Annotated in this window: 23 protein-coding genes and 4 pseudogenes; 11 read left to right on the top strand and 16 right to left on the bottom strand. The window is 37.5% G+C overall.

All coding sequences use genetic code 11. The features are described from left to right. Positions 1-12: 12 nt before the first annotated feature. Positions 13-1,017 carry a YHYH protein gene (locus tag H5122_RS03645; protein WP_182681307.1) on the bottom strand — a complete coding sequence of 335 codons (1,005 nt, stop codon included), beginning with the start codon at positions 1,015-1,017 and terminating at the stop codon, positions 13-15. Positions 1,018-1,222: 205 nt separating this feature from the next. Here H5122_RS03645 and H5122_RS03640 point away from each other — a divergent pair, with 205 nt between their 5' ends. Further along, entirely contained in the window at positions 1,223-1,654 is a 432-nt protein-coding gene (locus tag H5122_RS03640; protein ID WP_182681306.1) for a DUF3859 domain-containing protein, read from the top strand. A 98-nt stretch (positions 1,655-1,752) separates the two neighbouring features. Here the strand turns inward: H5122_RS03640 and H5122_RS03635 are convergent, their stop codons facing one another. The 3 genes from H5122_RS03635 to H5122_RS03625 all read right to left on the bottom strand — a co-directional run bounded on the left by H5122_RS03635 (position 1,753) and on the right by H5122_RS03625 (position 3,919). Next, positions 1,753-2,169, bottom strand: a complete 417-nt coding sequence (locus H5122_RS03635; protein ID WP_149592379.1) for a VF530 family DNA-binding protein — start codon at positions 2,167-2,169, stop codon at positions 1,753-1,755. A gap of 72 nt (positions 2,170-2,241) precedes the next feature. Beyond that, the gene (locus H5122_RS03630; RefSeq protein WP_182681305.1) at positions 2,242-3,234 is read right to left on the bottom strand and encodes an MDR family oxidoreductase; all 993 of its coding nucleotides are present in this window, start codon (positions 3,232-3,234) and stop codon (positions 2,242-2,244) included. A 49-nt stretch (positions 3,235-3,283) separates the two neighbouring features. Beyond that, positions 3,284-3,919: a TetR/AcrR family transcriptional regulator gene (locus tag H5122_RS03625; RefSeq protein WP_182681304.1), complete on the bottom strand. Its 636-nt coding sequence runs from the start codon at positions 3,917-3,919 to the stop codon at positions 3,284-3,286. A 399-nt stretch (positions 3,920-4,318) separates the two neighbouring features. On the opposite strand from H5122_RS03625, the gene rmf reads away from it, so the two are divergent. After that, positions 4,319-4,489 (top strand): ribosome modulation factor, encoded by a 171-nt coding sequence (rmf, locus tag H5122_RS03620; protein WP_002960897.1) that lies wholly within the window; start codon positions 4,319-4,321, stop codon positions 4,487-4,489. Between the two features lie 65 nt (positions 4,490-4,554). Here rmf and fabA read toward each other — a convergent pair whose 3' ends face one another. After that, on the bottom strand, positions 4,555-5,070 hold the full coding sequence (fabA, locus tag H5122_RS03615; RefSeq protein ID WP_002960896.1) for a bifunctional 3-hydroxydecanoyl-ACP dehydratase/trans-2-decenoyl-ACP isomerase: 516 nt from the start codon (positions 5,068-5,070) through the stop codon (positions 4,555-4,557). A gap of 203 nt (positions 5,071-5,273) precedes the next feature. Between fabA and H5122_RS03610 the strand changes: the two genes are divergently transcribed. Genes H5122_RS03610 through H5122_RS03600 form a run of 3 tightly spaced genes read left to right on the top strand, consistent with a single transcriptional unit; the run spans position 5,274 to position 7,379 of the window. Then, entirely contained in the window at positions 5,274-6,131 is an 858-nt protein-coding gene (locus H5122_RS03610; protein ID WP_024595367.1) for a 6-carboxytetrahydropterin synthase, read from the top strand. Beyond that, positions 6,124-6,942, top strand: coding sequence for a M23 family metallopeptidase (locus tag H5122_RS03605; protein ID WP_182681303.1), 819 nt, complete (start codon positions 6,124-6,126; stop codon positions 6,940-6,942). The genes H5122_RS03610 and H5122_RS03605 overlap by 8 nt, the downstream gene beginning before the upstream one ends. A 5-nt stretch (positions 6,943-6,947) precedes the next feature. Then, complete coding sequence (locus H5122_RS03600) at positions 6,948-7,379, top strand: acyl-CoA thioesterase (RefSeq protein ID WP_002960891.1); 432 nt, start codon at positions 6,948-6,950, stop codon at positions 7,377-7,379. Positions 7,380-7,650: 271 nt separating this feature from the next. On the opposite strand, the gene H5122_RS03595 is transcribed toward H5122_RS03600, so the two are convergent. The 5 genes from H5122_RS03595 to H5122_RS03575 are packed head-to-tail and all read right to left on the bottom strand — an operon-like array spanning position 7,651 to position 13,247. Next, a complete protein-coding gene (locus H5122_RS03595; RefSeq protein ID WP_182681302.1) occupies positions 7,651-8,973 on the bottom strand; it encodes a Na+/H+ antiporter family protein in 1,323 nt (440 codons plus the stop codon). Positions 8,974-8,981: 8 nt separating this feature from the next. Continuing rightward, positions 8,982-10,952: a DUF3488 and transglutaminase-like domain-containing protein gene (locus H5122_RS03590; protein ID WP_182681301.1), complete on the bottom strand. Its 1,971-nt coding sequence runs from the start codon at positions 10,950-10,952 to the stop codon at positions 8,982-8,984. After that, a complete protein-coding gene (locus tag H5122_RS03585) occupies positions 10,952-11,938 on the bottom strand; it encodes a DUF58 domain-containing protein (protein ID WP_182674268.1) in 987 nt (328 codons plus the stop codon). Before H5122_RS03585 ends, H5122_RS03590 begins: the two co-directional genes overlap by 1 nt. A 6-nt stretch (positions 11,939-11,944) precedes the next feature. Continuing rightward, positions 11,945-12,850, bottom strand: a complete 906-nt coding sequence (locus H5122_RS03580; RefSeq protein ID WP_182681300.1) for a MoxR family ATPase — start codon at positions 12,848-12,850, stop codon at positions 11,945-11,947. 13 nt (positions 12,851-12,863) lie between these two features. Beyond that, positions 12,864-13,247, bottom strand: a complete 384-nt coding sequence (locus tag H5122_RS03575) for a response regulator (protein WP_007582739.1) — start codon at positions 13,245-13,247, stop codon at positions 12,864-12,866. 529 nt (positions 13,248-13,776) lie between these two features. Here H5122_RS03575 and H5122_RS03570 point away from each other — a divergent pair. The 6 genes and pseudogenes from H5122_RS03570 (at position 13,777) to H5122_RS03545 (ending at position 20,578) form a co-directional block, all read left to right on the top strand. Further along, positions 13,777-15,105, top strand: a complete 1,329-nt coding sequence (locus tag H5122_RS03570) for a hypothetical protein (protein ID WP_182681299.1) — start codon at positions 13,777-13,779, stop codon at positions 15,103-15,105. Positions 15,106-15,257: 152 nt separating this feature from the next. After that, positions 15,258-16,561: pseudogene (locus tag H5122_RS03565) on the top strand (ABC transporter substrate-binding protein). 133 nt (positions 16,562-16,694) lie between these two features. Then, positions 16,695-17,526, top strand: a pseudogene (locus H5122_RS03560) (carbohydrate ABC transporter permease). 2 nt (positions 17,527-17,528) lie between these two features. Further along, positions 17,529-18,358: pseudogene (locus H5122_RS03555) on the top strand (carbohydrate ABC transporter permease). Positions 18,359-18,368: 10 nt separating this feature from the next. Continuing rightward, positions 18,369-19,370, top strand: coding sequence for an ABC transporter ATP-binding protein (locus H5122_RS03550; protein ID WP_182681298.1), 1,002 nt, complete (start codon positions 18,369-18,371; stop codon positions 19,368-19,370). Between the two features lie 248 nt (positions 19,371-19,618). Continuing rightward, positions 19,619-20,578: a sugar-binding transcriptional regulator gene (locus H5122_RS03545; protein ID WP_182674272.1), complete on the top strand. Its 960-nt coding sequence runs from the start codon at positions 19,619-19,621 to the stop codon at positions 20,576-20,578. 419 nt (positions 20,579-20,997) lie between these two features. Here the strand turns inward: H5122_RS03545 and H5122_RS03540 are convergent. From H5122_RS03540 to H5122_RS03515, 6 genes and pseudogenes are all read right to left on the bottom strand, one after another. Next, positions 20,998-21,821: pseudogene (locus H5122_RS03540) on the bottom strand (alpha/beta fold hydrolase). 198 nt (positions 21,822-22,019) lie between these two features. Next, positions 22,020-22,445: a response regulator gene (locus H5122_RS03535; RefSeq protein WP_010552799.1), complete on the bottom strand. Its 426-nt coding sequence runs from the start codon at positions 22,443-22,445 to the stop codon at positions 22,020-22,022. 3 nt (positions 22,446-22,448) lie between these two features. Then, on the bottom strand, positions 22,449-22,988 hold the full coding sequence (locus tag H5122_RS03530; RefSeq protein WP_259395730.1) for a pilus assembly protein N-terminal domain-containing protein: 540 nt from the start codon (positions 22,986-22,988) through the stop codon (positions 22,449-22,451). A gap of 212 nt (positions 22,989-23,200) precedes the next feature. Then, positions 23,201-23,773, bottom strand: a complete 573-nt coding sequence (locus H5122_RS03525) for a tRNA-(ms[2]io[6]A)-hydroxylase (RefSeq protein ID WP_182681297.1) — start codon at positions 23,771-23,773, stop codon at positions 23,201-23,203. 47 nt (positions 23,774-23,820) lie between these two features. Further along, positions 23,821-24,453 carry a sulfotransferase gene (locus H5122_RS03520; RefSeq protein ID WP_182674273.1) on the bottom strand — a complete coding sequence of 211 codons (633 nt, stop codon included), beginning with the start codon at positions 24,451-24,453 and terminating at the stop codon, positions 23,821-23,823. Between the two features lie 14 nt (positions 24,454-24,467). Further along, complete coding sequence (locus H5122_RS03515; RefSeq protein WP_002962524.1) at positions 24,468-24,839, bottom strand: MAPEG family protein; 372 nt, start codon at positions 24,837-24,839, stop codon at positions 24,468-24,470. Positions 24,840-24,954 lie beyond the last annotated feature (115 nt).

The following is a 24,954-nucleotide window of genomic DNA, read 5'->3' as shown; positions in this document are numbered from 1 at the left end:
GCTTACTCCTAACTAAACGTCGCCTTTAACACAGCGTTGAAAAAACGGGTAAGTGTCTGTTGCGTAGTAGTGGTATATCCCATCAGGAAACTCAGGCGTTACACCAACGCGGCCATTACATTCATCTAAATCACCAGAGCCTGCTACGTATTCCCAATCTTGTGCAAATGTACCTAATGGGTATATATCGGTAGAAGGGCGGTTTGCGCTTACGGTTGTTATGTGTTGGTAGCTACCGGTCATTGCGGTTAGGGCTGAAGTTGCATCACTTGAGTCTGAATAGCCGTAACGTGCATATATAGGAAAGCCATCTGCTGCCCAGCCTATTAGAGTCATAGTGGTGCTATTGCCGCCTCGCATTGCTACAAAGCCTTCTGGCATACCATGATAGTGATATGTGCCATCGGGTTGTACATGTGCATTGTTGTCGTCTGTTCCAAAACTAAACGTGTCTTGGCTTAGGGCTTCTATATTCCAGTTGCCGCTATTGTCGCCTAAATCGCAATCGGTGCCTGAATCATCGCAACTTCCGCCTGTGCCTGCGTCTATTTTAATGCCATTAAGTACAACGCCTATCATTCCACGAGGACCACCAAGCATGGTTGCTTGTGTTGTTTCTATTGGCTCAAGTGTGTAGCTTTCATTTACTGATTGCTCAGAAATAGTATTTGGGTTATCAGCATTAGGGAATGTGCCTACTTCGTGATCGGGTATGCCATTAGCTACTAAGTCGCGTGTAGTTCCTGTACATGACCAATCTGCAGCGCTGGTGGCTTGTACTGATTCTGACTCGTTATATTCACTGTAGCTATATTCACAAAGCACGCCTTGGGTTGAGCTACTCGTACCTGTACCGTTATCTGAGATGGTTGATGATGAATCTGTAGTTGTTGAGGTATCAACTATGCCTTCGCCACCACCGCAAGCAACTAACGATGAAACAACTAGAGCCAAGGTACTTAGCTTTATAGCATTTACCCTATTTGAGTTTTTAATATTAAGTGCGTGTAGTTTCATTGCTGCTTACCTGATCAATTAAGTTACTCAAACAATAATCAGCAATTGTGCAAATAGTGTGTAAACAATGATGACAAATTAGCAATGTATAAATAGGCGAAGTATTAAAGCTAAGTTGAGATTTAACTTTATTGGATTGTGTTTTATTTTAAAATTTCAAAAAGTTAAACTAATGCTAAACATGGCAATATAAAAGGTTACCTTAATGGCTAAAACAAAACCTGTAGTGACGTTACAAAGTCACGGTATTTACTCTAAGTGGGATAACGAAAGTAAAGCATTGCCACAAATAGAGCAATTTACAACAAATGTAATAGCTGAGGTAGATGTTGAGTTTGGCTTAATCGTAAATATTAAAAAGGGTAAAGGCGAAAAGCTTCACTATTGTATATACCATCCAGATATTCCAGACAATGACGGTGATGTAATGGACCCCTTTGAAGGCGATGTATACGTTAAAAACAGTGATTGGAACTTTTACTTAGGCGATACGCTTTGGCTGCCAATAGAAAATAAGTTGGGTGATTGGCGTATGACGATTGAGCTAAATGGAAAAATTATTGCTGATAAAACTTTTAAGGTGGCATTAGAGGTAGAGCGTACTGAAACAGATTTTTGGAAAAACCGAGGGTATTGATTTCTATTTGTTAGCTATACGGCGTGGATGTAATAGAAATTAATAAAAGAGACTTGTAGAGCCATTTAAAATAGCTCTACAAAATTAAATTAGCGTGTTTAGTTACCCCAAGGGTTACTAGAATTAGAGCGTTGTTTACGATCGCGAGCACGTTGCTTTGATGCTTTTTTTTCCATAATACGTTTTGCATCACTAAAACTTAACTCACATGGCTCACCAGGTTTATGATCAGCTGGGATCACGCGATCACGTGGCGGTAATTCGTATTGCACATCATCAGGCTTAGGTAAGTTTTTAAGACGATAAAGGTAAAAGTTATCTACTTTTTCTTGTGCCCATTGTGTTTTACGTAAAAATTTAACCGCTGACTTTATATCAGGATTGTTTTTAAAGCAGTTAAGTTGTAAATAAGCGTGTAGGAGCTCCCACCCGTATTGTTCAACCAGCTCTTCAACCACTTGTTCTAATTTAACGCCTTGCAGTGGATTATTACTGAAAAGTTCTTGGTTGCTCATAGGTGTTGCCTCGTTATTAAAATACAAATTGCATTATAAATTTAATAACGGGGCTTTAACAGTGTAAATAGCTTAACTTTGACAATTAACTACAATACGACCGCGAATTTTGCCTTGCATAAGTAGCTCTGCGTTATCAATTACGTATTCTAGTGAAATTTCAGTCGAAATTTTATCTAAGTAATCAGCGCTAACTAATTTTGCTAAACGATCCCACGCTTCAATTCTGTCGGCTTTAGGGCGCATTACGCTATCAATGCCTAATAGTGACACACCACGTAATATAAATGGGGCAACTGAGGCAGGTAAATCCATGCCTTGGGCAAGTCCGCAGGCCGTTACTACACCCCCATACTTTAATGATGCACAAATATTAGCAAGTGTATGGCTACCTACTGAATCTATTGCCGCTGCAAAGCGCTCTTTTTGTAAAGGCTTACCAGGGTTTGAAAGCTCATTTCTGTCAATTACCTGTTTAGCACCTAACTCTTTTAAATACTCACTTTGATCTAATCGACCTGTTGCTGCTGTTACGTTGTAACCAAGCTGGTTTAATAAAAAAATAGCAAAGCTGCCTACGCCACCATTGGCACCGGTTACCAGTATTTCGCCAGACTCAGGCGTAATACCTTGTTTTTCAAGTGCTATAACACTTAGCATAGCGGTATAACCGGCTGTACCTATTTGCATTGCTTGTTTTGGAGAAATAGCTGCAGGCAAGGGGATTAGCCAATCGCTATTAAGTGCCGCTTTTTGAGCAAGCCCGCCCCAATGTTTTTCGCCTACACCAAAGCCATTTAATATTACGTTATCGCCGTTTTTAAATTCATCGCTGGTGGAATTTGTAACCGTGCCCACTAAGTCGATACCTGGCACCATAGGAAAACTGCGTACAACAGGGCCTTTACCAGTAATTGCTAAACCATCTTTATAGTTAAGTGTGCTGTATAGCACGTCGATAGAGACGTTTTCGTTTGGTAAATCACTATTTTCGATAGTTGATAATGAGGCGCTGTAGTTATTATCTTCTTTATTAATAACAATGGCTTTAATTGGGTTACTCATGGGATATCCTTTTAGACCGATCGTCTTTTAATTGGTAAATAAAAACGCATTAGGTTAATAATGCGCGTAAAAACATTTCTGTATACAAAGTAAGTGGAGTATTTGATTTTGTGAGCTTGGCGCGCATAACCGCACCTTCCCAGCCAATCCAAAAGTACTCACTCATCAATTTTGTATTTACATGGTTTGCAATAGTGCCTTGTTGCTTAGCTTGGTTTAAGCAAACCTCTACATGGCTTTGCCAAGCGGTGTAGCTTTGCATTAATCTGGTTTTAAACCCATCACTTAAATGGTTAAGCTCTTGATTTAAGTTACCTACTAAACAGCCACGTTTGTAATCGTATTTTTTCATTCCTTTAATTGCGCTTTGGGTAAAATTAACGATTCGCTCAAGTGGGGGAACATCTTCTTGCTGTAGGTAATGGGTAAGCTTTGCAATAAAGTAACTGTCGTATGCATCAACTAGGGCAATGCCGTAGGCTTCTTTACTTTTGAAGTAATGATAAAAAGAGCCTTTAGGTACAGCCGCTTTTTTTAAAATAGTATCGAGCCCCGTGGCGCTAAAGCCAAACTCAGTTAGGGTTTCTAGACCCATGCGAATAAGTAACGCTTTGGTATCGGCGTTCTCTCTGGCTATTTTAGGTGGGCGACCACGGCGTATTGGTGTTGATGTATTTTTGTTCATGTACGTATATTAGACCGATCGACTTTAAATAATCAAGTATAATATTAAATTGTTTAAAAAGAATGCAAATTGGGTGAATAAAAATAACCGAAATAAAAGTGTCACGATTACATTTTTGTTTGGAACTTAGTCAATATTAGTCGGTCACAAATAAAGCACATAAGTGCTTTTTAGCGATTATTGAGTCGCATTTTATTTAGCATAAAACCGGTCAAATTAAATGTTGTATGACCACTTACTTTTTTAAATGTTAATTCATTTTTGCATCAGCAGCTTAGTTAAAGTCAAACAATTTAATTGCTTTTACGATTTGAATTTTACATTTTTATTAACTATTCATTAAATGTAGATTTCACTAATGCTACACAATATACAAATAAAAAGGTGAGGATATTACCGATGAAGAGACAGAAAAGAGATCGTTTAGAAAGAGCTCATTCTCAAGGTTTTAAAGCAGGTTTAGCAGGTCGCTCAAAAGAGCTATGCCCTTATCAACAAGTAGATCCCAAATCAGAGTGGTTAGGAGGTTGGCGTGAAGCGATTGAAAACCGCAACATGTATAAAACCTAAAATCAATAATCGAATTTAAGCAAAAAGGCCTCCACGTTGGAGGCCTTTTTGTACGCATTTAAAAATTAAAACGCGCTAGTGTCTTGGAACAAGCCCACTTTTAAATCTTTTGCTTCGTAAATTACTCGGCCATCTACTTCTACAGTGCCATCTGCAACGCCCATGAACAATTTACGTTTAATTACGCGTTTCATTACAAGGCGGTAAGTTACTTTTTTATTAGTTGGTAAAATTTGGCCAGTAAATTTAACTTCACCCACACCTAGCGCACGGCCAAGACCTGGGCCACCAGACCAACCTAAGTAAAAACCAACTAGTTGCCACATAGCATCTAAGCCTAAACAACCTGGCATTACTGGGTCGCCTTTAAAATGACAATCGAAAAACCAAAGGCTAGGGTCAATATCAAGCTCAGCAACAATTTCGCCTTTCCCATGAATACCGCCATCAGCAGTAATAGAGGTAATGCGATCCATCATTAACATGTTGTCGCTTGGTAAACGGCAGTTACCTTCACCAAACATTTCACCTTGACCACACAGGATCAACTCTTCTTTTGTATAGCTATTTTTAGGTTCCATAACACTTATCTTCGCTTAGAAATTGCCAAGTACTTTAGCGTACACTTGTACGCTAAACAACTCGGAGCAGTTAAAAAATCAAAATATTGCATATTAAATCATCAATCAATCAACGCGATTGGTTTTTGCACTATAAAACCGCGCAATTACAATCAGAAATCATTATAATTAACGCTGTCTTATAACCAGTCTAAAGGAAGTTTATGATCCTTTTTGTTAACTCACTAACTGTGATTGATTTTTCTTACTTATGTAACAAACGCGGCGCCGTTGGCGAGAGCTGGATTGTTGATTTAACTTTGCACGGTAAACTTAACGAAGAGTCTATGGTTTTAGACTTTGGTTTAGTTAAAAAGCAAATTAAAGGTATTATAGATGAGTGTATTGATCACCGTTTAGCAATTCCTACAGGGCTTAATGGCACTGTATCTGAATTTGACGAGCATAAAACACTCGACTGTACATTTGGTGAAAATAATCACTTAGCTATGAGCGCTCCTCATCAAGCTTATTGCATGATTAACGCAGACGAAGTAACTGTTGAATCGGTTACCGAATTTTTAATTGCGACTATTTTACCGAAGCTACCAGATAACATTGAAAAAATTGAGCTGTCTCTTAAGCCTGAACACAGCCAAAGTTTTTACTATCATTACAGCCATGGCCTTAAAAAGCATGACGGTAATTGCCAGCGTATTATTCATGGGCATCGTTCTCAAATTGGTATTAGCCTAGATGGTATCTCTATGCCGCGCTTGCAAAAAGAATGGTCTCAAAAGTGGGAAGATATTTACTTAGCCACCAGTGAAGATCAAATTAACGCAGCTGATTTAAAACACATAACAGCCAAAGCGGGTGATGTATGTTTTGCTTATACATCGGCACAAGGCTATTTTGAAATGGCTATAAGCGAGTCTCGTTGCGACATTTTGCCAGTAGATACCACTGTAGAATGTATTGCTGAACATGTAGCTGGCCAAATTAAAGCCCAATACCCAGAAAAAGCAGTGAAAGTAACGGCTTATGAAGGTGTTGGAAAAGGATCGATTAGTTATGTTTAAAACACTTTTAGCAACAGCGCTTGTTGCCTCTGCTAGCTTTAGTGCTATGGCGCTTGAGTTAAAAGGACATTTAACACAAGGCGGTTTAGTTACAGGAAAGCTAGAAAACGCTAAATCAGTAAGCTTAGATGGCAAAAGCTTAAAACTTTCGCAAAATGGTGACTTTGTATTTGGTTTTGGTCGTGACGCTGAAACTACTCATATTTTAAAATGGGTAGATAACAATGGTAAATCGCATTCACAGCCAATAGCTATCACTAAGCGCGAATATAAAATTGATAAAATTACCGGCGTAGCTAAAAAATATGTCTCTCCGCCAAAAGAAGTTAGTGCGCGTATAAGCCGCGAAGCAGTTGCTGTGCGAAAAGCCAGAGAAGTAGACTCTGATTTACTGTACTTTTTAGACCCTGTTTTAAAGCCTGCAGAAGGGCGCATATCGGGTGTTTACGGTAGTCAGCGCTATTTTAATGGCGAGCCACGTCGTCCGCACTTTGGCTTAGACATAGCCAATAAAACAGGCTCTCCTGTTTACGCGCCTATTAGTGGTACCGTGGTATTTGCTGAACCTGATTTATACTACTCAGGCGGAACATTAATTATTGATCATGGCCATGGTATTACCTCAACTTACATTCACTTAAGTAAGCTTGATGTAAAAGTGGGTGATAAAATTGAGCAAGGTAACAAAGTGGCTGAAATTGGTGCAACTGGGCGTGTAACGGGTCCTCACCTAGATTGGCGTTTTAACTGGAAAGGCGAACGCCTTGATCCTGCATTACTTATGCAAGATACATTAGCAAACAAAAAGTAGAGATTATGACTGACGTAAATCGCGATGCAATAATTGCTCAGCGTATTGAAGACTCAACCACATCGGTAACTAAAACCGTGTTTCCAGGGCGTACTAATCATCACAATACTTTATTTGGTGGTGATGCACTGGCGTGGATGGATGAAGTGGCATTTATAGCAGCGACTCGTTTTTGCCGTAAGCCTTTGGTAACTATATCTTCAGATAGAGTCGATTTTAAAGAAGCCATACCAGCAGGTACTTTTGCAGAGCTAATAGCTAAAGTAGTGCATGTAGGTAACACCAGCTTAAAAGTTGACGTAGATATATTATTAGAAACTATGCACAAAGACGATAAGCATTCAGCCATTAGTGGCAGCTTTACGTTTGTTGCAGTTGATGATAACCACAGACCGACTCCGGTAGTATGCGACAAAATGATTTATGGTTTTGATTAACTTAAAGCTTTGAATATACGCTAAAGTAAATTTATATAAGCACCTTAATTGGTGCTTATATAAAACCGGTAAAAGAACACATCATACTAAATATTCATTAAGTATAACCTCAACAACAGAGCTAGTATTAACTAAAAGAAAGTAATCAAACTGGGGGGGATTGATAGGGGTGAGAGTTGTTGGATTTGGATACTAAAAAGGTATGCTTTTAACATACCTTTTTGTTTATATTTAGCTTTTAATTACATTTATTAAACTTACATAAATGTGATTAAAGTACCATTGCTGCAATCCAGCCAAATATCAGCAGCGGAATGTTAAAGTGAATAAACGTTGGAATAACAGAGTCTCTAATGTGGTCGTGCTGGCCGTCGGCATTTAAACCCGATGTTGGGCCAAGCGTTGAATCTGAAGCAGGGGAGCCTGCATCACCTAAAGCGCCCGCAGTACCAACAAGCGCAGCGGTAGCCATAACAGAAAACCCAAGGTCTAAACATAAAGGAACAAACAAAGTTGCAATAATAGGCACTGTTGAAAACGAACTGCCAATTCCCATTGTAATTAATAACCCGACTAACAAAATAACACCGGCAGCAAGGGGTTTATTACCATCAAAAAGAGCGGCCGTGCTGTGCACTAAGCTTGCTACATCGCCAGTGGCTTGCATAACAGATGCAAAGCCTTGTGCCGATATCATAATAAAGCCAATCATGGCCATCATCGCAACGCCTTTGCTAAATACGTCGCCGTTTTCTTCCCACTTAACTACACCAAAAACACTAAATATCATTACACCTACTAAGCCACCTAAAATCATTGAGCCACTTAGGTTTTGTGCAACAAGTGAGGCAAGTACTGCAAAAAGCCCGACAATCATTACTTTTCTAGGGTTTTCGACTTCAGCCGATTTACTAACAGTTGTTAATGGGAGCTCGGTGTATTCGCGGCGTTTTTTGTAGGTAATAAATACCGCAATAAGCAATCCAATAAACATACCTAATGCAGGAATTATCATCGCCACAGGGACTTGGGTATTTACAATGCCTAGGCCGTTATCAACTAGGTTTTTGTACAAAATAGAATATAAGTAAATACCCCCAAAACCATAAGGAAGCACCATGTAAGACGTTGCTAATCCAAATGTTAAAATACACGCTATAGCACGCCTGTCTAACCTTAACTGATTAAAAACAACGAGTAACGGCGGGATCAAAATAGGAATAAACGCTATGTGTACAGGGACTAAGTTTTGCGAAGAAATCGCACAACCTAAAATAATTAATAAAATGAAGTAACTTAAAAATGTTTCATTACCGCTGCCTTTTGCATTTACTTTAGCAAGTAGCTTATCAGCGAGAATACGTGTTAAACCCGACTTAGAAATAGCAACGGCAAACGCGCCGAGCATAGCATAACTTAGTGCAATTTCAGCTCCAGCTGAAAGGCCAGAATTAAACGCATCAACACTTTCTTTTATGCCCAAGCCTGCAGTAAGACCTGCAACTAACGCGCTTATGATCATGGCAACAATGACGTTAACGCGAGCCAGAGATAGCCCGAGCATTAAAATAACGCCTATAACAACAGCATTCATAGTATTCTCTATTTGGAAATTTTAATTAATTTTATCAGATCTTTAGCCTGAGTTTTACGCTCTTTCGTAAAAGGTTTTTTACCATAGCGTACTTGGTTAAATAACTGCCTAAAAGTGTTTATAGATTGTGCAGAATGAGGAAGTTGACCAGCAAAAAAGTCTAATTGCTGACTCGGTGTTAAATTATCGGGTGTATTTATTTTTTGTTTTTTAGCCCATGCTTTTACTTCATAAAACTCTTTAACCATAGGCGCTAATTTAGCTGGGCGTTTTGGTAAGTTTAAATAGATAAAATAACCTATAAAACAAAAACCAGCTGTTAGTAAAACCATTAATGGTACAAGCCAAATATTTTTACTACCAAAAATTGATTTTAAAAAATAATTTTGTTTTTCTTCGTCAAAACCAAGTACCCAGCTAGACCATTGATAATCGAGGTTTTCAAGTTCCAACCTTAACCAATTAATAGCGGGGAAATTACTTAAACTCACTAAACCAAAATCAAGATTACTTTTAAATTCGTCATTCAGTTCTTCGTTTTGCGAAAGCGAGCCATTTAAACGCTCTGGTGCGACAACAGCGGTTGCATCAAAAATAACCCAACCTTCGTTTTGTAAATATACTTCTACCCAAGCGTGTGCGTCGTATTGGCGAACAGTGAGCGTATTATTATCTTGATTTAATTCGCCACCTAAATAGCCACTTACTAGTCGAGCGGGTATACCTGCGGTTCTAAAAATGTACGCAGCGGCACTGGCATAGTGGCCACAAAAGCCACGTTGATTATCAAATAAAAATTGATCTATGGTGTTATCGCCGCTCATAGGAGTGGGTGTTAATGTGTAAGTAAATCCCGTACCTGCAAAGTACTGTAATAAGCTATTGTAAAAATCGCGGTCAGAGTGTGTATTTTGCTTTAAGCTTTTAGCAAGTGATGATGTTTTTACATTCTTTTTATTGGAGAGGTATTTGTAGCGTTTTTCTTCAAATTCGCCAAGCGGTAAAGCTGTGAAGTTAAAGCTATTTACATCGTATTGTAAGTTTTTAGCTTGGCGACTTTTTTTACGCAATAAACCTAGCGAATTACCTTCAACATTTGGTGAGTTACTACTGGAATATGCTAAACCATAGAGCCATTTTTGTGTAGCAGGCTCTGCAATAACTGAGTAGCTTGCAATAAGTTGCTCATCATTTTCGCTCTGCGTATTTGTTTTTACATTATTATATTTTAAAAAGTCAGACGTAAGCCACGCATTACCATTAAACTCATCATGGACTATTGCTCGCCAATAATAAGGCGCTACAGGTTTTTCTTCGTTAAATTTAGCTCTAAACACAAGTTCATCTGAGTTTGAAAGCTTTGCAATATCGAATGGATCGACTTGTTCAGAAAGCCCTGTTTTAGCAAGCTTAGGCCCAGGAAGCTGCCAAAAGGCGGGCATTTTTGGTAAAAAAAGCAGTAAAAATATAGCTAAAGGAAGCGCTAAAAGTAGCAATTTACCACTTTGCTTAGAGGCGATTTTTAAATTATGTTTGGACTCGAGTAGGCCAAGTACTGCAAAGTTTAATATGTATAAACAACTTACAGTTAAAGTCGTTAAAATACTTTGGTTAAACAAATACACCGATGAGAGTGAAAAAAACGTAAGCGTTGTAATTACATGATAGTGTTTTTTGGTTTTAGCCTGCAGCAGTTTAAATAAACTAGCAAGTAGCAGCATAGCCACAAATAAAATAACCGTATCCGACATGCCTACTGTGTAGAGCATTAAACCTAATGACACACCTGCGAGTATATTTGCCAGCCAAGCATTTGGCTTTGGTTTATTACTTAGCGTTATGTAAAAGTTCCATGCACAAATAAGTGTAAGTACACCAACAAAAACAAGCGGTAAATGTGATACAAAAAACACAATCAAACATGCATATATAAAAGACAGCGAATAATTTATTACTTTTTCATTTTTAAGTATGTCCATTACACATCACCATTAAATGAGCATAATAATTCTAAGCATTGCTGCTTATGTTGCTGTCCGGTATTTGTATTTATTGTTTTATTCGGCAGCTTTAACATAAAAGGGGTGTTTTTCTCGGTTGCTTCACACACTAAAAAGCATAACTGGCTTAAACGTTGTTCTGTATCTCCATTCATTAACGTAAAATCGAAGAGCGCATTTGCTGTTTTAAAGTCTACAAACTCTTTAACTAACAACTGCTGTGTTTTTGCGTAATGCTTCCACGACACTCTTTGCAAGCCCATCTCAGGTAAGTGTGGGATAAGAGACTCAAACTCTTCGCTACCAGATTGTGTAGAAATACCTTTATCGGCTTGCTCATCAAGCATAGAAACATGCGCATCACTGTGTACTTGTTCATGCGACGGGTATACAAATATATCTTCTTGTAATTGAATGTAGCTCCAAACAGTCATCAAACCAAAGGGATAGTTACTCGCTATTTTAATACGTTGCACTGAGTACTTACCGCGTGAGCTGTAGGGTAAGTTGAGTGTAAGTAACTGAGGTTTACTATCAACTTGGCCGGTATGTTTGTGAGTTTGCTCACTATCTTGATATGTTAAATTAATAGATTGGGTAACAGAAGGGCTTTGTAATTCAAATATAATACTCGGTTTTTGAGGAGCGTAGCTGTTAAATGCATCTTTAAATTTAACTGTTAAGCCTTTAGCGTTACTGTAGCCCATTAATACAGCAATAATCATTACCACAAACATAAGATAAGACATTATTAAAATTAAATTATTTTGATAATTAATGCCCATTACAAAGTTTAAAATAGCAACAATTACAAAGTACCAACCGAGGGATGATGGCAATACATAAATTGTTCTGTGTTCAAGTGTAATTGAGTTTTTTAAATGTTTATTTTTTAATAACTTATTAAATACACTTTGCTTAAATGATTTAAATAAAGAAGGGCGCTTAGCTGTTTTTTTTGGCATAAAAATTTATACCGGAACTAAAACGTTTTTTAAAATATCATTTACTTGCGCTTCACCTGACTCATTATGCAAACCTAATCGATGCTGACACACACTTGCAAATACAGCTTGAACATCTTCTGGCATTACAAAATCACGACCATCAATAAAGGCCCACGACCTAGCCGCTTTAGCCAGAGCCATACTAGCACGAGGTGATAACGATGATGCAAAAGCGTTGCTTGTGCGTGTGTAATTAACAAGCTCTATAATGTAGTCAATAACCGGGCTACTTAAAGCAATTTGGCTTATCTGGGTTTGAATTGCCGCTAACTCTTGTTGGTTAATACGCTTAGGTAATTGGCTGTAATCTCGTTTTTGCATATTCAAAATTAAGCGTTTTTCGGCTTCTTTAGGTGGAAAACCTAAGCTAATGCGCATTAAAAATCGGTCTAATTGCGACTCAGGTAACGGGTAGGTACCTGATTGATAAAGCGGGTTTTGTGTTGCTATCACAAAAAATGGATTTGGCAGCGTATATTTTTTTCCATCAACTGTTACTTGCTGCTCTTCCATTGCTTCAAGCAACGCACTTTGTGTTTTGGGTCCTGCGCGGTTTATTTCATCAGCTAAAACAACTTGGCTAAAAATAGGGCCTTTATGAAACGTAAAACTGTGCTCGGTAGAGTTAAACACATTAGTACCCAAAATATCAGCAGGAAGAAGATCACTGGTAAATTGTATACGCTGATACGATAAACCTAGCACAGCTGACAATGCATGAGAAAGAGTGGTTTTTCCCATACCAGGCAAATCTTCAATGAGTAAATGTCCTTCGCTAAATAAGCATGTAAGTGCCAGTTTTATTTGTTGTTGTTTACCAAATATAACACTCGAAAGATCGTCTATAATCGCAGTAACAGTACTATGCATGCTAACCTTATTATTATTCTATTATTTCAAGACGCTTCATTACAGTGTCTACTTTTTTTGTGTTGAAAGGTTTTGCAATAAAGCCTTTAGCGCCCATTTCCCACGTGTTTTGTACGTTTTCGAGACTATTGTGGCCAGAGCACATAACAACATGAGTGTGCGGGTAAGCACTATTAATGTATTCCAAAATATCTGCACCGTTAGAGTCAGGTAAATCTACATCTACAAATATAACGCCTGGCGGTTTATTGTTCATAATAGGTTTAGCTGAGCTAAAATCGGCGCTTTCTAATATATCTTCAAACCCTAAGTCAGTTAAAATTTGGTTTAGATAATCACGAATTTCCTTAACGTCATCAATAATGAGGATGGGCTCTAGCGGGCGAACAAATTCCATATGTAGGTTACTTCTATTTTGAATACATCTAAGTGCTTTAATACTAAGCTAACCCCATCATAAGCTCAAGAACGTTACTTAAAAAACACTAATAAATAAACTGTTTATATGTTTACCCAACAACCTATTTTTAAAGGATTACCTGCTTTCATATCTTCTACTAACTTATATTTTTATTAATAGTATTGAACAATAATGACGTATCCATAAGAAATTCCTTAATCCAATACAGTATTCAATCAAAATTTGATGTAACAAATTTGCTACTTAACTTATTGATTCAAAAATATTTACATACAAATTCGATTTTTTGTAAACGTTTTGTAATAAAAAATCGTTGACCTTCAAAATTCATTCTGTGATTATGCCCAGAAGATGGGCTTATGCTCACAAATGCAGTTTCATTAACCATTTAATGTTTTGCTCAGACAGCCTCATCTATACACACTGAATTAATACCAATTTCATTAAATGAAAATGCAATTTAATAAAGTTGGCATTACACACCACACTAAATAAAGAGCTTATTATGTTGAATAATAAAAAGACTAAATTTGCAATTTCTCTCATAGCGGCAGCTATGGCTACATCGGCTCCAGCACAGGCTGATATTTCTGAATATTTAGATCGCGTTGACGTAGACTTTTTACTAATGCAAAACTTTCAGTCAATTCAGGCTAAAGACGGTGCATTTCGTCCAGAAGATGAAGAACAAGAATCAGGATTTGGCCGTATTAGAGCAAATCTAATGCTTAAATTTCATATTAACGAATTCATTACTGCCGATATAGATATTGCAGAAGAGCCTAATGACTTTGGTGGCGAAGATCGTGACTTTTCATTTCACAACGATTTTGCAGGTGTTGAATTTGACTTACTAGGCCTTTATGGCACACCAAAAGAAAACGCAAATTTAACACTGCGTTTAGGTAACATTGGTGGGTCGCCTTTCCAATTTAAAGGTTTTCAAGACGGCGCAGATAACCAAAGTAATGCACTTATTGGTAATGGTATTACCGATTACGCAACCGCAGAAAACGGTGCACAGCTAAGTTACAGCGAAACTTTCGATAGTGGTGTAGTACGTGCGTATAATGTTACAGGTCACATTACGACTTCAAGTTTCGGTGAAGCATTTCAAGAAGACAGAGGTTATAACTACCGACTTCAAGGTACTTTAGAATTTGAAGGTGGCTTTAAAGCAGGTTTAAACTTATTAAAAGCGAATCAAGGCGACCAGTTACGTTTTGAAAATGGCGTAGCAAGTCTTAATGGTGTAACCACAACAAACTATCGCTTTGGCGATGGTGAAAACTATAATTTCTCAGCGTCACCTTCGAATGAGCGTGACACTCACGTTGGCGCAATGCCAGGGCTTGAGCAATCAATCATCCAGCTTAACTTAGCTTATCAACCATCTGACGAAACTAGTCTAATTTTTATGGTTGGTAAATCATCTGATGACTACACATTTGCAGATGCCGCTGGTAATGCAGTTGCCGGTATTACCTACTTTGGTACAAACGGCATAGCTGATGAAAATGGCACTACTTTTGATTCAAACAGTGTAATAGAAGGCGACTCATCGGTTGAGTACTTCGTGTTTGAAGCACAACAATATATTATTCCTAAAAAGCTATATGTAGCGGCTCGTTATGCAGAAGCCGAAAACACTTCCGACTTAATTGAACAAACAGACAACACAGTAGAGCGTATTCAAGTAGCCGCAGGTTACTGGTTTAACGATAAAACGCTTTTAAAAGTTGAGTATGTTAACCAAGAAGAAGGTGTTAATTCGGGCGGCCAAATCGGTAAAGGATTTGACGGCTTCACTTCTGAAATATCTGTTAAATTTTAAATCATTATCCAACTAGTCTAACTATTTAAACAAAGGACCTATAAAGGCACTTTGCGGGCAGTTTTATGCGTTAAAACTGCCATAAATAGAATTGGCAATAGATTGAAATTTAATAGCACTTGTTAAAGCATAACGTGTATGGGGAATACCCGATGAAAAATAAATTAATTATGCTCGCGTGTGGCTTTATAAGCATGGGCGCTGCGGCAAAAGAAACAATTACAATAGCGACTGTTAATAACGGTGACATGATCACCATGAAAGAATTAAGTAGTGACTTTACCAGCAAAAACCCTGATATAGATCTAAAATGGGTCACTCTAGAGGAAAACATTCTTCGCCAACGTGTCACTACCGATGTAGCAACAAAGGGCGGCCAATACGATGTTATGACCATAGGTACTTATGAAGTACCAATTTGGGGCAAACAAAATTGGATAAAAGAGTTAGATAATTTAGGTGAAAACTACGATTTAGACGATTTAATTCCGGCAATTCGAAGCGGTTTAACGATTAACGACAAACTTTATGCTGCACCATTTTATGGTGAAAGTTCAATGGTTATGTACCGCACTGACTTAATGGAAAAAGCAGGGCTAACTATGCCTAAAGCCCCAACATGGGACTTTATACGCAAAGCTGCTAAAGCGATGACAGATAAAAAAGAAGGTGTTTATGGCCTTTGTCTACGTGGTAAAGCAGGTTGGGGCGAAAACGTTGCGCTTATTACATCCATGGCAAATTCGTTTGGTGCGCGTTGGTTTGATGAAAATTGTAAACCTCAGTTTAATACCCCAGAGTGGGAAAATACCCTTCAGTATTATGTCGATGTGATGAAAGAATCTGGTCCTGCGGGTTCATCTGAAACGGCTTTAATGAAAACCTTGCACTATTTCAAACCGGAAAATTTGGTATTTGGATTGATGCAACCGTTGCAGGCGCATTTGTTACTAACAAAAAAGATTCAGAAGTTGCCGATAAAGTAGGGTTTGCACTTGCGCCAAATAACGGTCTAGGTAAACGCGGTAACTGGTTATGGTCTTGGACTTTAGCCGTACCGGCAAGCAGCAAAAAACCAGATGCCGCAATGAAATTTATTAGCTGGGCAACATCTAAAGAATACACTCAACTTGTAGCCGACAAAAAAGGTTGGGCAAAAGTACCGCCAGGTACACGTAAATCACTTTACAGTAATCAAAAGTACATGGACGCAGCACCGTTTGCGCAAATTACCTTAGATTCTATTCAATCTGCAGATCCTAAAAATCCGACCGTTAAACCAGTACCTTATGTAGGTATTCAGTTTGTTGCTATTCCTGAGTTTCAAGGAATTGGTACAGCTGTTGGGCAACAATTTTCAGCAGCATTAACTGGCCAAATGACTGTTAAGCAAGCGCTTAGTACGTCTCAGCACCTCGTTGAGCGAACAATGCGTAAAGCTCGCTATCCTAAATAGCATGTAATGGGCGGGTAACTGTCAGATCAAGTCTGAGCTAGTACAGGTAAGTACTCAAACTTACCCAATATTTTATGTCAATTCTATTTACTTGTTAGTTATAAACACTATCTCGCGCACGCTTGCTCGGTTTATGCTTCTTCCTAGTGTAATTTTATTACTTGCTTGGATGATAGTTCCGCTGTGTATGACACTGTATTTCTCATTTATTGATTACAACTTACTCGTTCCAGGGGATAAAGAGTTTGTAGGCTTTTTAAACTATGAATTTTTCCTAACTGATCCGGCTTTTTTTGAATCATTTTTTAACACGCTTTACCTAGTAACTGGGGTTTTACTTATCACTATTTGTGGTGGTATTGGCTTAGCTATTTTACTAGACCAAGCAATATGGGGACGAGATTACGTTCGCATTATGGTACTAGCCCCATTTTTTGTAATGCCAACTGTGTCGGCATTAGTATGGTAAAACATGCTAATGAACCCAGTTAATGGCTTATTTGCACATTTCGCGATTTGGCTTTGAACCTATCGACTTTTTTGCTCAAATGCCGCTATTTTCAATCATCATAATTGTGTCTTGGCAGTGGTTACCATTTGCAGCATTAATACTGCTAACAGCAATACAATCATTAGACCGTGAACAATTAGAAGCGGCTGATTTAGACGGAGCTGGGCCATTTAGTAAGTTTTTTTACATCGTTTTGCCGCACTTATCGCGCGCTGTAACCGCTGTTATTTTAATCGAAACTATATTTTTACTGTCAATTTTTGCCGAAATATTAGTTACAACCAGCGGTGGGCCTGGTTATTCGTCGACCAATATAACGTACTTAATTTACACGCAATCACTACTTCAATTTGATGTAGGTGGCGGTTCGGCAGGGGGCATAGTTGCAGTTATTATTGCAAATATAGTCGCTATATTTTTAATGCGCTTAATTGGCAAAAACTTGGAGGGTTAATTATGACTATAAAAGATAGCCGTCGTTCCAAACTAATTTATACCATTGCTGCATGTACAATAAGCGGCATGATTTTCTTTCCAATTTTATGGACGTTAATCACCAGCTTTAAAACGGAAGCTGAAGCAATTTCAGCAAGTCCAAGCTTATATGCATTCGATTGGACACTCGAAAACTACCGCGATGTACTGTCACGTTCGCAATACTTTAACCATTTTTGGAACTCTGTAGTTATATCGCTAGGTTCAAGTTTGCTGGGTTTATAAATTGCTGTACCTGCAGCTTGGTCTATGGCTTTTGTACAAACTAAAAAAACAAAGCATTTATTAATGTGGATGCTTTCAACCAAAATGTTACGGCAGTAGGGGTACTTATTCCGATTTATTTATTGTTTCGAGACTTTGCGCTACTCGATACAAAATTAGGTTTAGTAATTGTAATGACACTCATTAACTTACCAATAATGGTATGGATGCTGTACACCTACTTTAGAGAAATACCAAACGAAATACTTGAAGCTTCACGTATGGATGGCGCAACAATTGGAGAAGAAATATTTCATGTTTTATTACCAATAGCCTTACCGGGTATAGCCTCAACGCTCTTGTTAAATGTAATTTTGTCGTGGAACGAAGCTTTTTGGACACTTATTTTAACCGCTGCAAATGCTGCACCTTTAACGGCATTTATTGCCAGTTACTCAAGCCCTGAGGGGTTATTTTACGCTAAGTTATCGGCAGCATCTGCCATGGCCATTGTGCCAATTTTAATACTTGGTTGGTTTAGTCAAAAACAATTAGTGCGTGGATTAAGTTTCGGCGCAGTAAAATAGGAGAATACACATGGGCAGCATCACACTAAAACAAGTCACTAAAAACTTTGATGAAGTTAACGTAATTAAACCGCTCGACTTAGAAATTAAAGACGGTGAGTTTATCGTTTTTGTCGGTCCATCGGGCTGTGGTAAATCTACATTACTTCGTATGATCGCAGGTCTTGAAGATACCACCAGTGGTAATATAGAAATTGATGGCATTGACGCTACAAAAACACCGCCTGCAAAAAGAGGCTTGGCAATGGTGTTTCAATCCTATGCGTTATATCCGCATATGACAGTGCGTAACAATATTGCTTTTCCTTTAAAAAGAGCCAAGGTTAGCCCTGCAGAAATTGAAAGTAAAATTGCTAACGCCGCTAAAATACTTAATTTGACCGATTATTTAGACCGAAAGCCTGGGCAATTATCGGGCGGTCAGCGCCAGCGTGTAGCGATAGGGCGCGCAATTGTACGTCAGCCTTCGGCATTTTTATTTGATGAACCACTTTCAAATCTTGATGCGTCACTACGTGTAAATATGCGTTTAGAAATATCTGAATTACATAAAAGTTTATCTACAACAATGATTTATGTTACGCACGATCAGGTTGAAGCTATGACAATGGCAGATAGAATCGCGGTATTTAATGCCGGTATTATTGAACAGGTAGGAACACCTTTAGAGCTTTATAAAAACCCAGTAAACAAATTTGTAGCTGGTTTTATTGGCTCTCCAAAAATGAATTTTATAGATGCTCCACAAAATGAAGATGCGAATGTTAGTTGTATTGGTATACGACCAGAGCATATAACACTCTCTAGTGAGCAAGGAACGTGGGCTGGTACTGTAGGTGTAATTGAACATTTAGGATCGGAGAGCTTTTTACATATAAATATTGAAGGCAAAGGGACCGTAACAGTAAAAGCTGATGGTGATTGTCCGTTAAAATATGGCGACAGTATTCACCTAAGCGCACCGGCTGATAAAGTATTAAAGTTTGATAATAGCGGTTTAACAATTCGCTAAAGCCAATTTTTAATTACCTTAAATAGCACCTTTATAAGGGTGCTATTAACTAAATTCTAATTACATAATCCTATGAAACCTAGGTATTTTTTATTAAGGAATGGTATATTTACAACTATAAATAACAAAAACGTTATTTATAAATAGATACTCCAAAATTAATAAAATAATTTATATAGCAGCACATATAATTGAAATTATTTAATGAAAATAAGGACTTAGTTTTCCTTCTATTTTAAGAGGTTTACGTGGTAAAGCTATCAAATACAGAAATTAGAAAGCTAGATGATGCAGCCAGAGCAGGGTGGTTATATTATGTTGGCGGTAACACACAAGATGAAATTGCTAAAAAGCTAAATATATCTCGCCAATCTGCACAAAGAATGGTCGCATTATCTGTTAGCCAAGGATTAATTAAAGTTAGACTTGACCACCCGATTGCCAAATGTATGGATTTAGCAGAAAAATTAAAAAGCCGTTTTGGGTTAGATTCGTGTGAAGTTGTACCGAGCGATCCCTCTGAACCATCATCTACATTAGGTTTGGCTCAAGCTGGCGCGGCAGAAATAGAACGTCATTTAAAATCAGAACAACCCAAAGTACTTGCTATGGGAACCGGTCGAGTTCTACGTTCATGTGTAGATGAGCTAAGAACCGTTGATTGTCCGCAACATAAAATTGTAGCCATGCTAGGTAATATGGCTTTGGATGGATCGGCTTCACCTTATGATGTTGTAGTAAGAATGGCCGAACACACCAATGCAAAACATTATCCAATGCCATTGCCAGTTTTACCAAGAAGCATTGAAGAAAAAGAACAGTTACACGCACAACAAAATATTACCGGTAATTTAAAACTCGCTAAAGATGCCGATGTAACATTTGTGGGTATTGGTAGCTTAGGTGAAAAGTCGCCATTACATATAGATGGTTTTATTGATGCGCAAGAACTTAAAGAGTTACAAGATCTTGGTGCTGTTGGTGAAATGATTAGTTGGGTGTTTGATAAAAACGGTAAGCTTTTAGATTGCACAGTTAATCAGCGTGTAGCAAGTACGCAATTAAAAACAAATGCTAACAAACAGATTTATGCGATAGCTGCTGGTGAAGAAAAAGTGTTAGCCATTTTGGGCGCAGTAAGGTCAAACATGATCAGTGGATTAATTACTAACGAATATACAGCTGAGCGTTTACTTAGTATTGATTAAACAAATTGATAAATAAAGTATCTGTATTAGTAATACTAGTTATTGTAATAAAAACACTTAATGTCCGATACCGTCTAGTATTGGACATAGTAAGGGCGCATTTAAGCGCTCTTTCTATATATACATTAACTACCTATAATTTATATTATGTTAAATAGCATAAATAAATACATAACTAAGTTACTCACCTTCATTAATTAACGTATAAACGCGATATTTTGACTATTTAATAAGCATTAACCTACTTATCTTAATAGTTAGTGCCTTACCCATTTACGGTATTAGCTTATTGAACATATAAAAATACCGCTTAGTTATTAATATAATCAAGCGGTATTACAATGATTGCCTATTAGCTACTTTACACAATCAAACTTAACATATTGAAATTAATAGATTTAAATTATCCTAGTAATTCACTAGAATAATTTATCATTCATAAAATCACTAATAAGCTCAGACACTTTATCTGGATGTTCATCAATAACCCAATGTGCGGCTTTATCTATCCAAACCAATGACGAATTTGGAATTACTTCTTCTAACATTGGTGCATACTTTGGCTTTTGAAACTTGTCTTCTTTACCCCATATTATGAGTGTTTCATGAGGTAAGCTTTTAAGATCGCCTGTAATAGCTTCGGTATATTCTTTATTGAGCCTGCGCATGTTACTAAATAAAGCGGCTTTTCCTTTTTCATTACTCCATGGTGTTAAGTATATTTTCATCAACTCTTCAGTCATTACGTTCGAGTCGTAAACATCTTTGGGCATGAAATCTCTTAATGTATCAACAAATTCATCTACAGATGTTTTTTCTTCTACGCCTGGTTCTAGTAAAGGTTAAAATTCTGGTATTGGTCAAGAATCAAAACATACACTATCAAGTAAAAACAACCCGTTTACTTTATCCGGATGATTTACAGCCATTAATTGAGCAACACCACCACCAATATCATGTGTAGCAATATTAACTTTAGAAATACCGAGCTCTTCTATAAACTTACACATTATTCTACATTGCCCATTTATAGATACATCAGTGTTACTTGGCATATCTGATTCACCAAAGTTAAGTAAATCTGGTGCTATTACCCGATATTTTGAAGCAAGTTTGGCATCACATTTCGCCATAAAAATTTATTAGTCGGAATACCGTGTATCAATAATGAAAGTGTACCTTGTCCCATTTCTTGATAAGCAATTTGATGACCTTCTACTGTAACGCACTGTGTTATGCTCATGCTTGCTCCTCGTTAACTTTAAAAATTATAATATTTCGTGAACTATAAAATTGGAATATAACCTTATAAAGCAAATTCCATCCCAAGATGAGTATTTTTTAGTTATTCAAAAATTATAATAATTTAAAGTCAAACCCTTGTAATACTTGGGCTCTAGGCTAAATAAAAAATAGTTAACCGCCCTACTATTTAAATTTATCATTCCAAAAAATATCTAATATTTTCTATTAATACACTTTGCTTAACTGGCTTCAATAACAGGCCGTTAAACCCAAGCTTCACATACTTGTTATCACTATTTTCGTTTTCACTAAATGTATGAGCGATAATTTTTGTTGCTGATGCGTCAGCATGCTTTCTTATTTTTAGCATTGCGTCGGTGCCTGTAAATTGCGGCATTACTATATCCATTAAAATAATATCGTAAATATTTTGAGAAACCATAAGTAGCGCCTCTATAGCACTTGATGCGAAATCTATTAAAATATTTTCTTCGTTAAGCATTTTTCTAATTACTATTTCTATTAGCAAGTCATCATCTACTAAAAGCAGTCGTTTAGTTTTATTTATTGGCGTTACTTTAAACTCGATAACTTCAGCCATATTTTCAATAGTGTTTTTCATGTTTTACCTCATTACTGTTCCACTAATATACGCTAATTTATAACGACTAACGGGTTGTGATGCTTGTGAGCTACTGGCGTATAGGTAGTTTTTTGCAGCCTCGTAAGGGGCATGACGATAATTTATAGTAGGTACTTCACCGCGTAATACAACAGCATGGCGATCGGGGGCTATAGTTAGCTGCACGTCAGGGTGAATATCGTTTAAGGCATTTTTCAGTACGCTATAGTCTTCGGTAACACCAAGTAAAAATGTTTCCGAGCTTTTATCGTCGTACCACACCATCATAGATGTACGGCCCAACTTTTTAGCTAAAATTAGTAGCTCGCGACCATTAACCACGTTCACATCAAGCGTTGTTTCGTGGCCAAGTGCTATACGCGAAATATCACGGGTAAACACAAAGCGAGTATGTGTCCATTTAACTAAGTGTGATACTTTTTGTACCCGCTCACCATTTGCCTTTTCTATATAATCTAAATGACTTTCACTGCCTACGGCGCTAAAAGATATTAGTAATAGTATAAAAGTAAATTTTAACATAAGCCTTTCCCTCAATTTGCTTAATGTATAGATAGCAAGTATGAGACCAAACGCTTTTAGCTTTATTATCAATGCATTAAGATGTGTGAAAGTGTGTTTTATTATTTTGATTCGCAAATTGCAAATCAATAATTCATGAAGGGTTTAACCAAGAAATGAGAGTAGAGGCAGGTGGCGCAAAGCGAATAAAATAGGCTCTGCGCTAATTTTAGTTAATGCAAAGCAGCTGTAAATGGGATGCTTTCACAGATTTTAGCTTCTGCTGTAAGTAACTCTTCTAGGCGAGTATCAACTTCTTCTTTATCAAAGTATTCGTAAGCAAGCTCTACAAAAAGGTTTTTATGTTTTTCTTCTGACTTGGCAATCGCAACATAAAAGTCTTTTTCTTTACCCTCAGGAAGTGCTTGTGCAACTAAAGAAAAACGCTCGTGACCACGTGCTTCAATTACACTGCCAACCAGTAATCGGTCCATTAAAAAACCATCACGACCATGTCTAAACAGTGCACGTATGTGTTTTATGTACGGATCTTTTTTGTCGTCACCTAAGTTTACATCGCGCTCTAAAAGTAACTTAAGTACTTGTTTAAAGTGTATTAATTCTTCTAATGCTAAGTCGGTCATGGCTTTTACTAATTTACGTTTGTCTGGGTAATGCGAAAGCATAGACATAGCCATACCCGATGCTTTTTTTTCTGCAGCGGCATGATCTTGTAAAAAAGTATTAAAGTCAGCAAGGACAACTTCGGTCCATTCAAATGGGGTGTGGTATTTTAATTCAAACATGTTCTGTACAACTTAAATAATAATGCGGGGATTTTAACGTATTTGTTTTAAAAAATCTTGTAAGGCAGTAATTTATCTATGCGCCCTTTAGCGGTGGATTCAACTTTTAGCGGGTGTTTAATATCGTTCCATGCGGTGACTTTACCGCCCATATTCATTTTTTCAAAATCAGCTTTGTCACTTTTTAATGCTAAAAAATCGCATAGTTTTTTGTAGCTATCGGGCTTTGCTATATCAATGGATAAAAAATCGTTGTCACGATTCTTAAAGTACGTTTGAGCATCATTAAAATGTGTTTCATAGCAGTGAGCTAAGTAACTGTCGTCGCTAATATTATTAAGCGAAAGCTCACTAAATGTGTTTAAATAACAGCGTTTTATATGAATATTAAAGCCCCCGTCGCCGCGCGTTAAATTAGTGTGCATACGCGTTAAAAGCTGCTTTATTGATGGCAGCCATGAACCAAGTTCGCGCTCTAAATAAATAAACTTAGAGTCAGGATAATGAATATCAAGCGCTTTAAAATCGTTAAATATGGGAGTGTCGGCAATCGCGCTGGCATTTTCAAAACAGGCATTAGTATACGCGGTATGCGCTGTTGTAATGCCAAGCTCTAAAAATGCATGGCACACACTGGTTGTGCCTGTACGCGGTAAACCTATTATAAATATTTTGCTCATTAACTTTTCTTTAATTAACCGCGTGTTACTAGTAATACAAAGGCGCTGATAATCATGACTAAAAATGTAGTAATAGTACCTATTTGGCGGTATTTTAGGCTTTTTTCTACTATGCCTAAATTTTGAAACACACGCCCTACTAATAACGCACCACCTAATATATGGCAGTAATGGCTAGCAAGCCCTTGGTACTCTGCTAAAAAAAGCAAAATTAGAGCAAATGGCACGTACTCCATAAAATTTGCGTGGGCACGCACAGCACGTTGCAGCGTTGCATTACCGTTATCACCAAGTGATATTTGCTCCGCACGGCGCACTTTTATTACGTTAAAGCTTAAATAAATGTAAAAGAATGCGAGTAATGCAGCATAAGTTGAAATGATCACGGCGTTTTCCTGTTATTTTTATCGCATAAATATGCGCTCTATTATTGTGGGCGTGATAATAACACATAAATTTGAGCAGCATTATCAGAAGTTTAATAATTGCCTATGCTAAGCT

It is taken from the genome of Pseudoalteromonas sp. SG43-8 (assembly GCF_014164245.1).
In the GTDB taxonomy this organism is placed as follows: Bacteria; Pseudomonadota; Gammaproteobacteria; order Enterobacterales; family Alteromonadaceae; genus Pseudoalteromonas; species Pseudoalteromonas distincta.
This window is presented reverse-complemented; position numbering and strand designations above follow the sequence as displayed.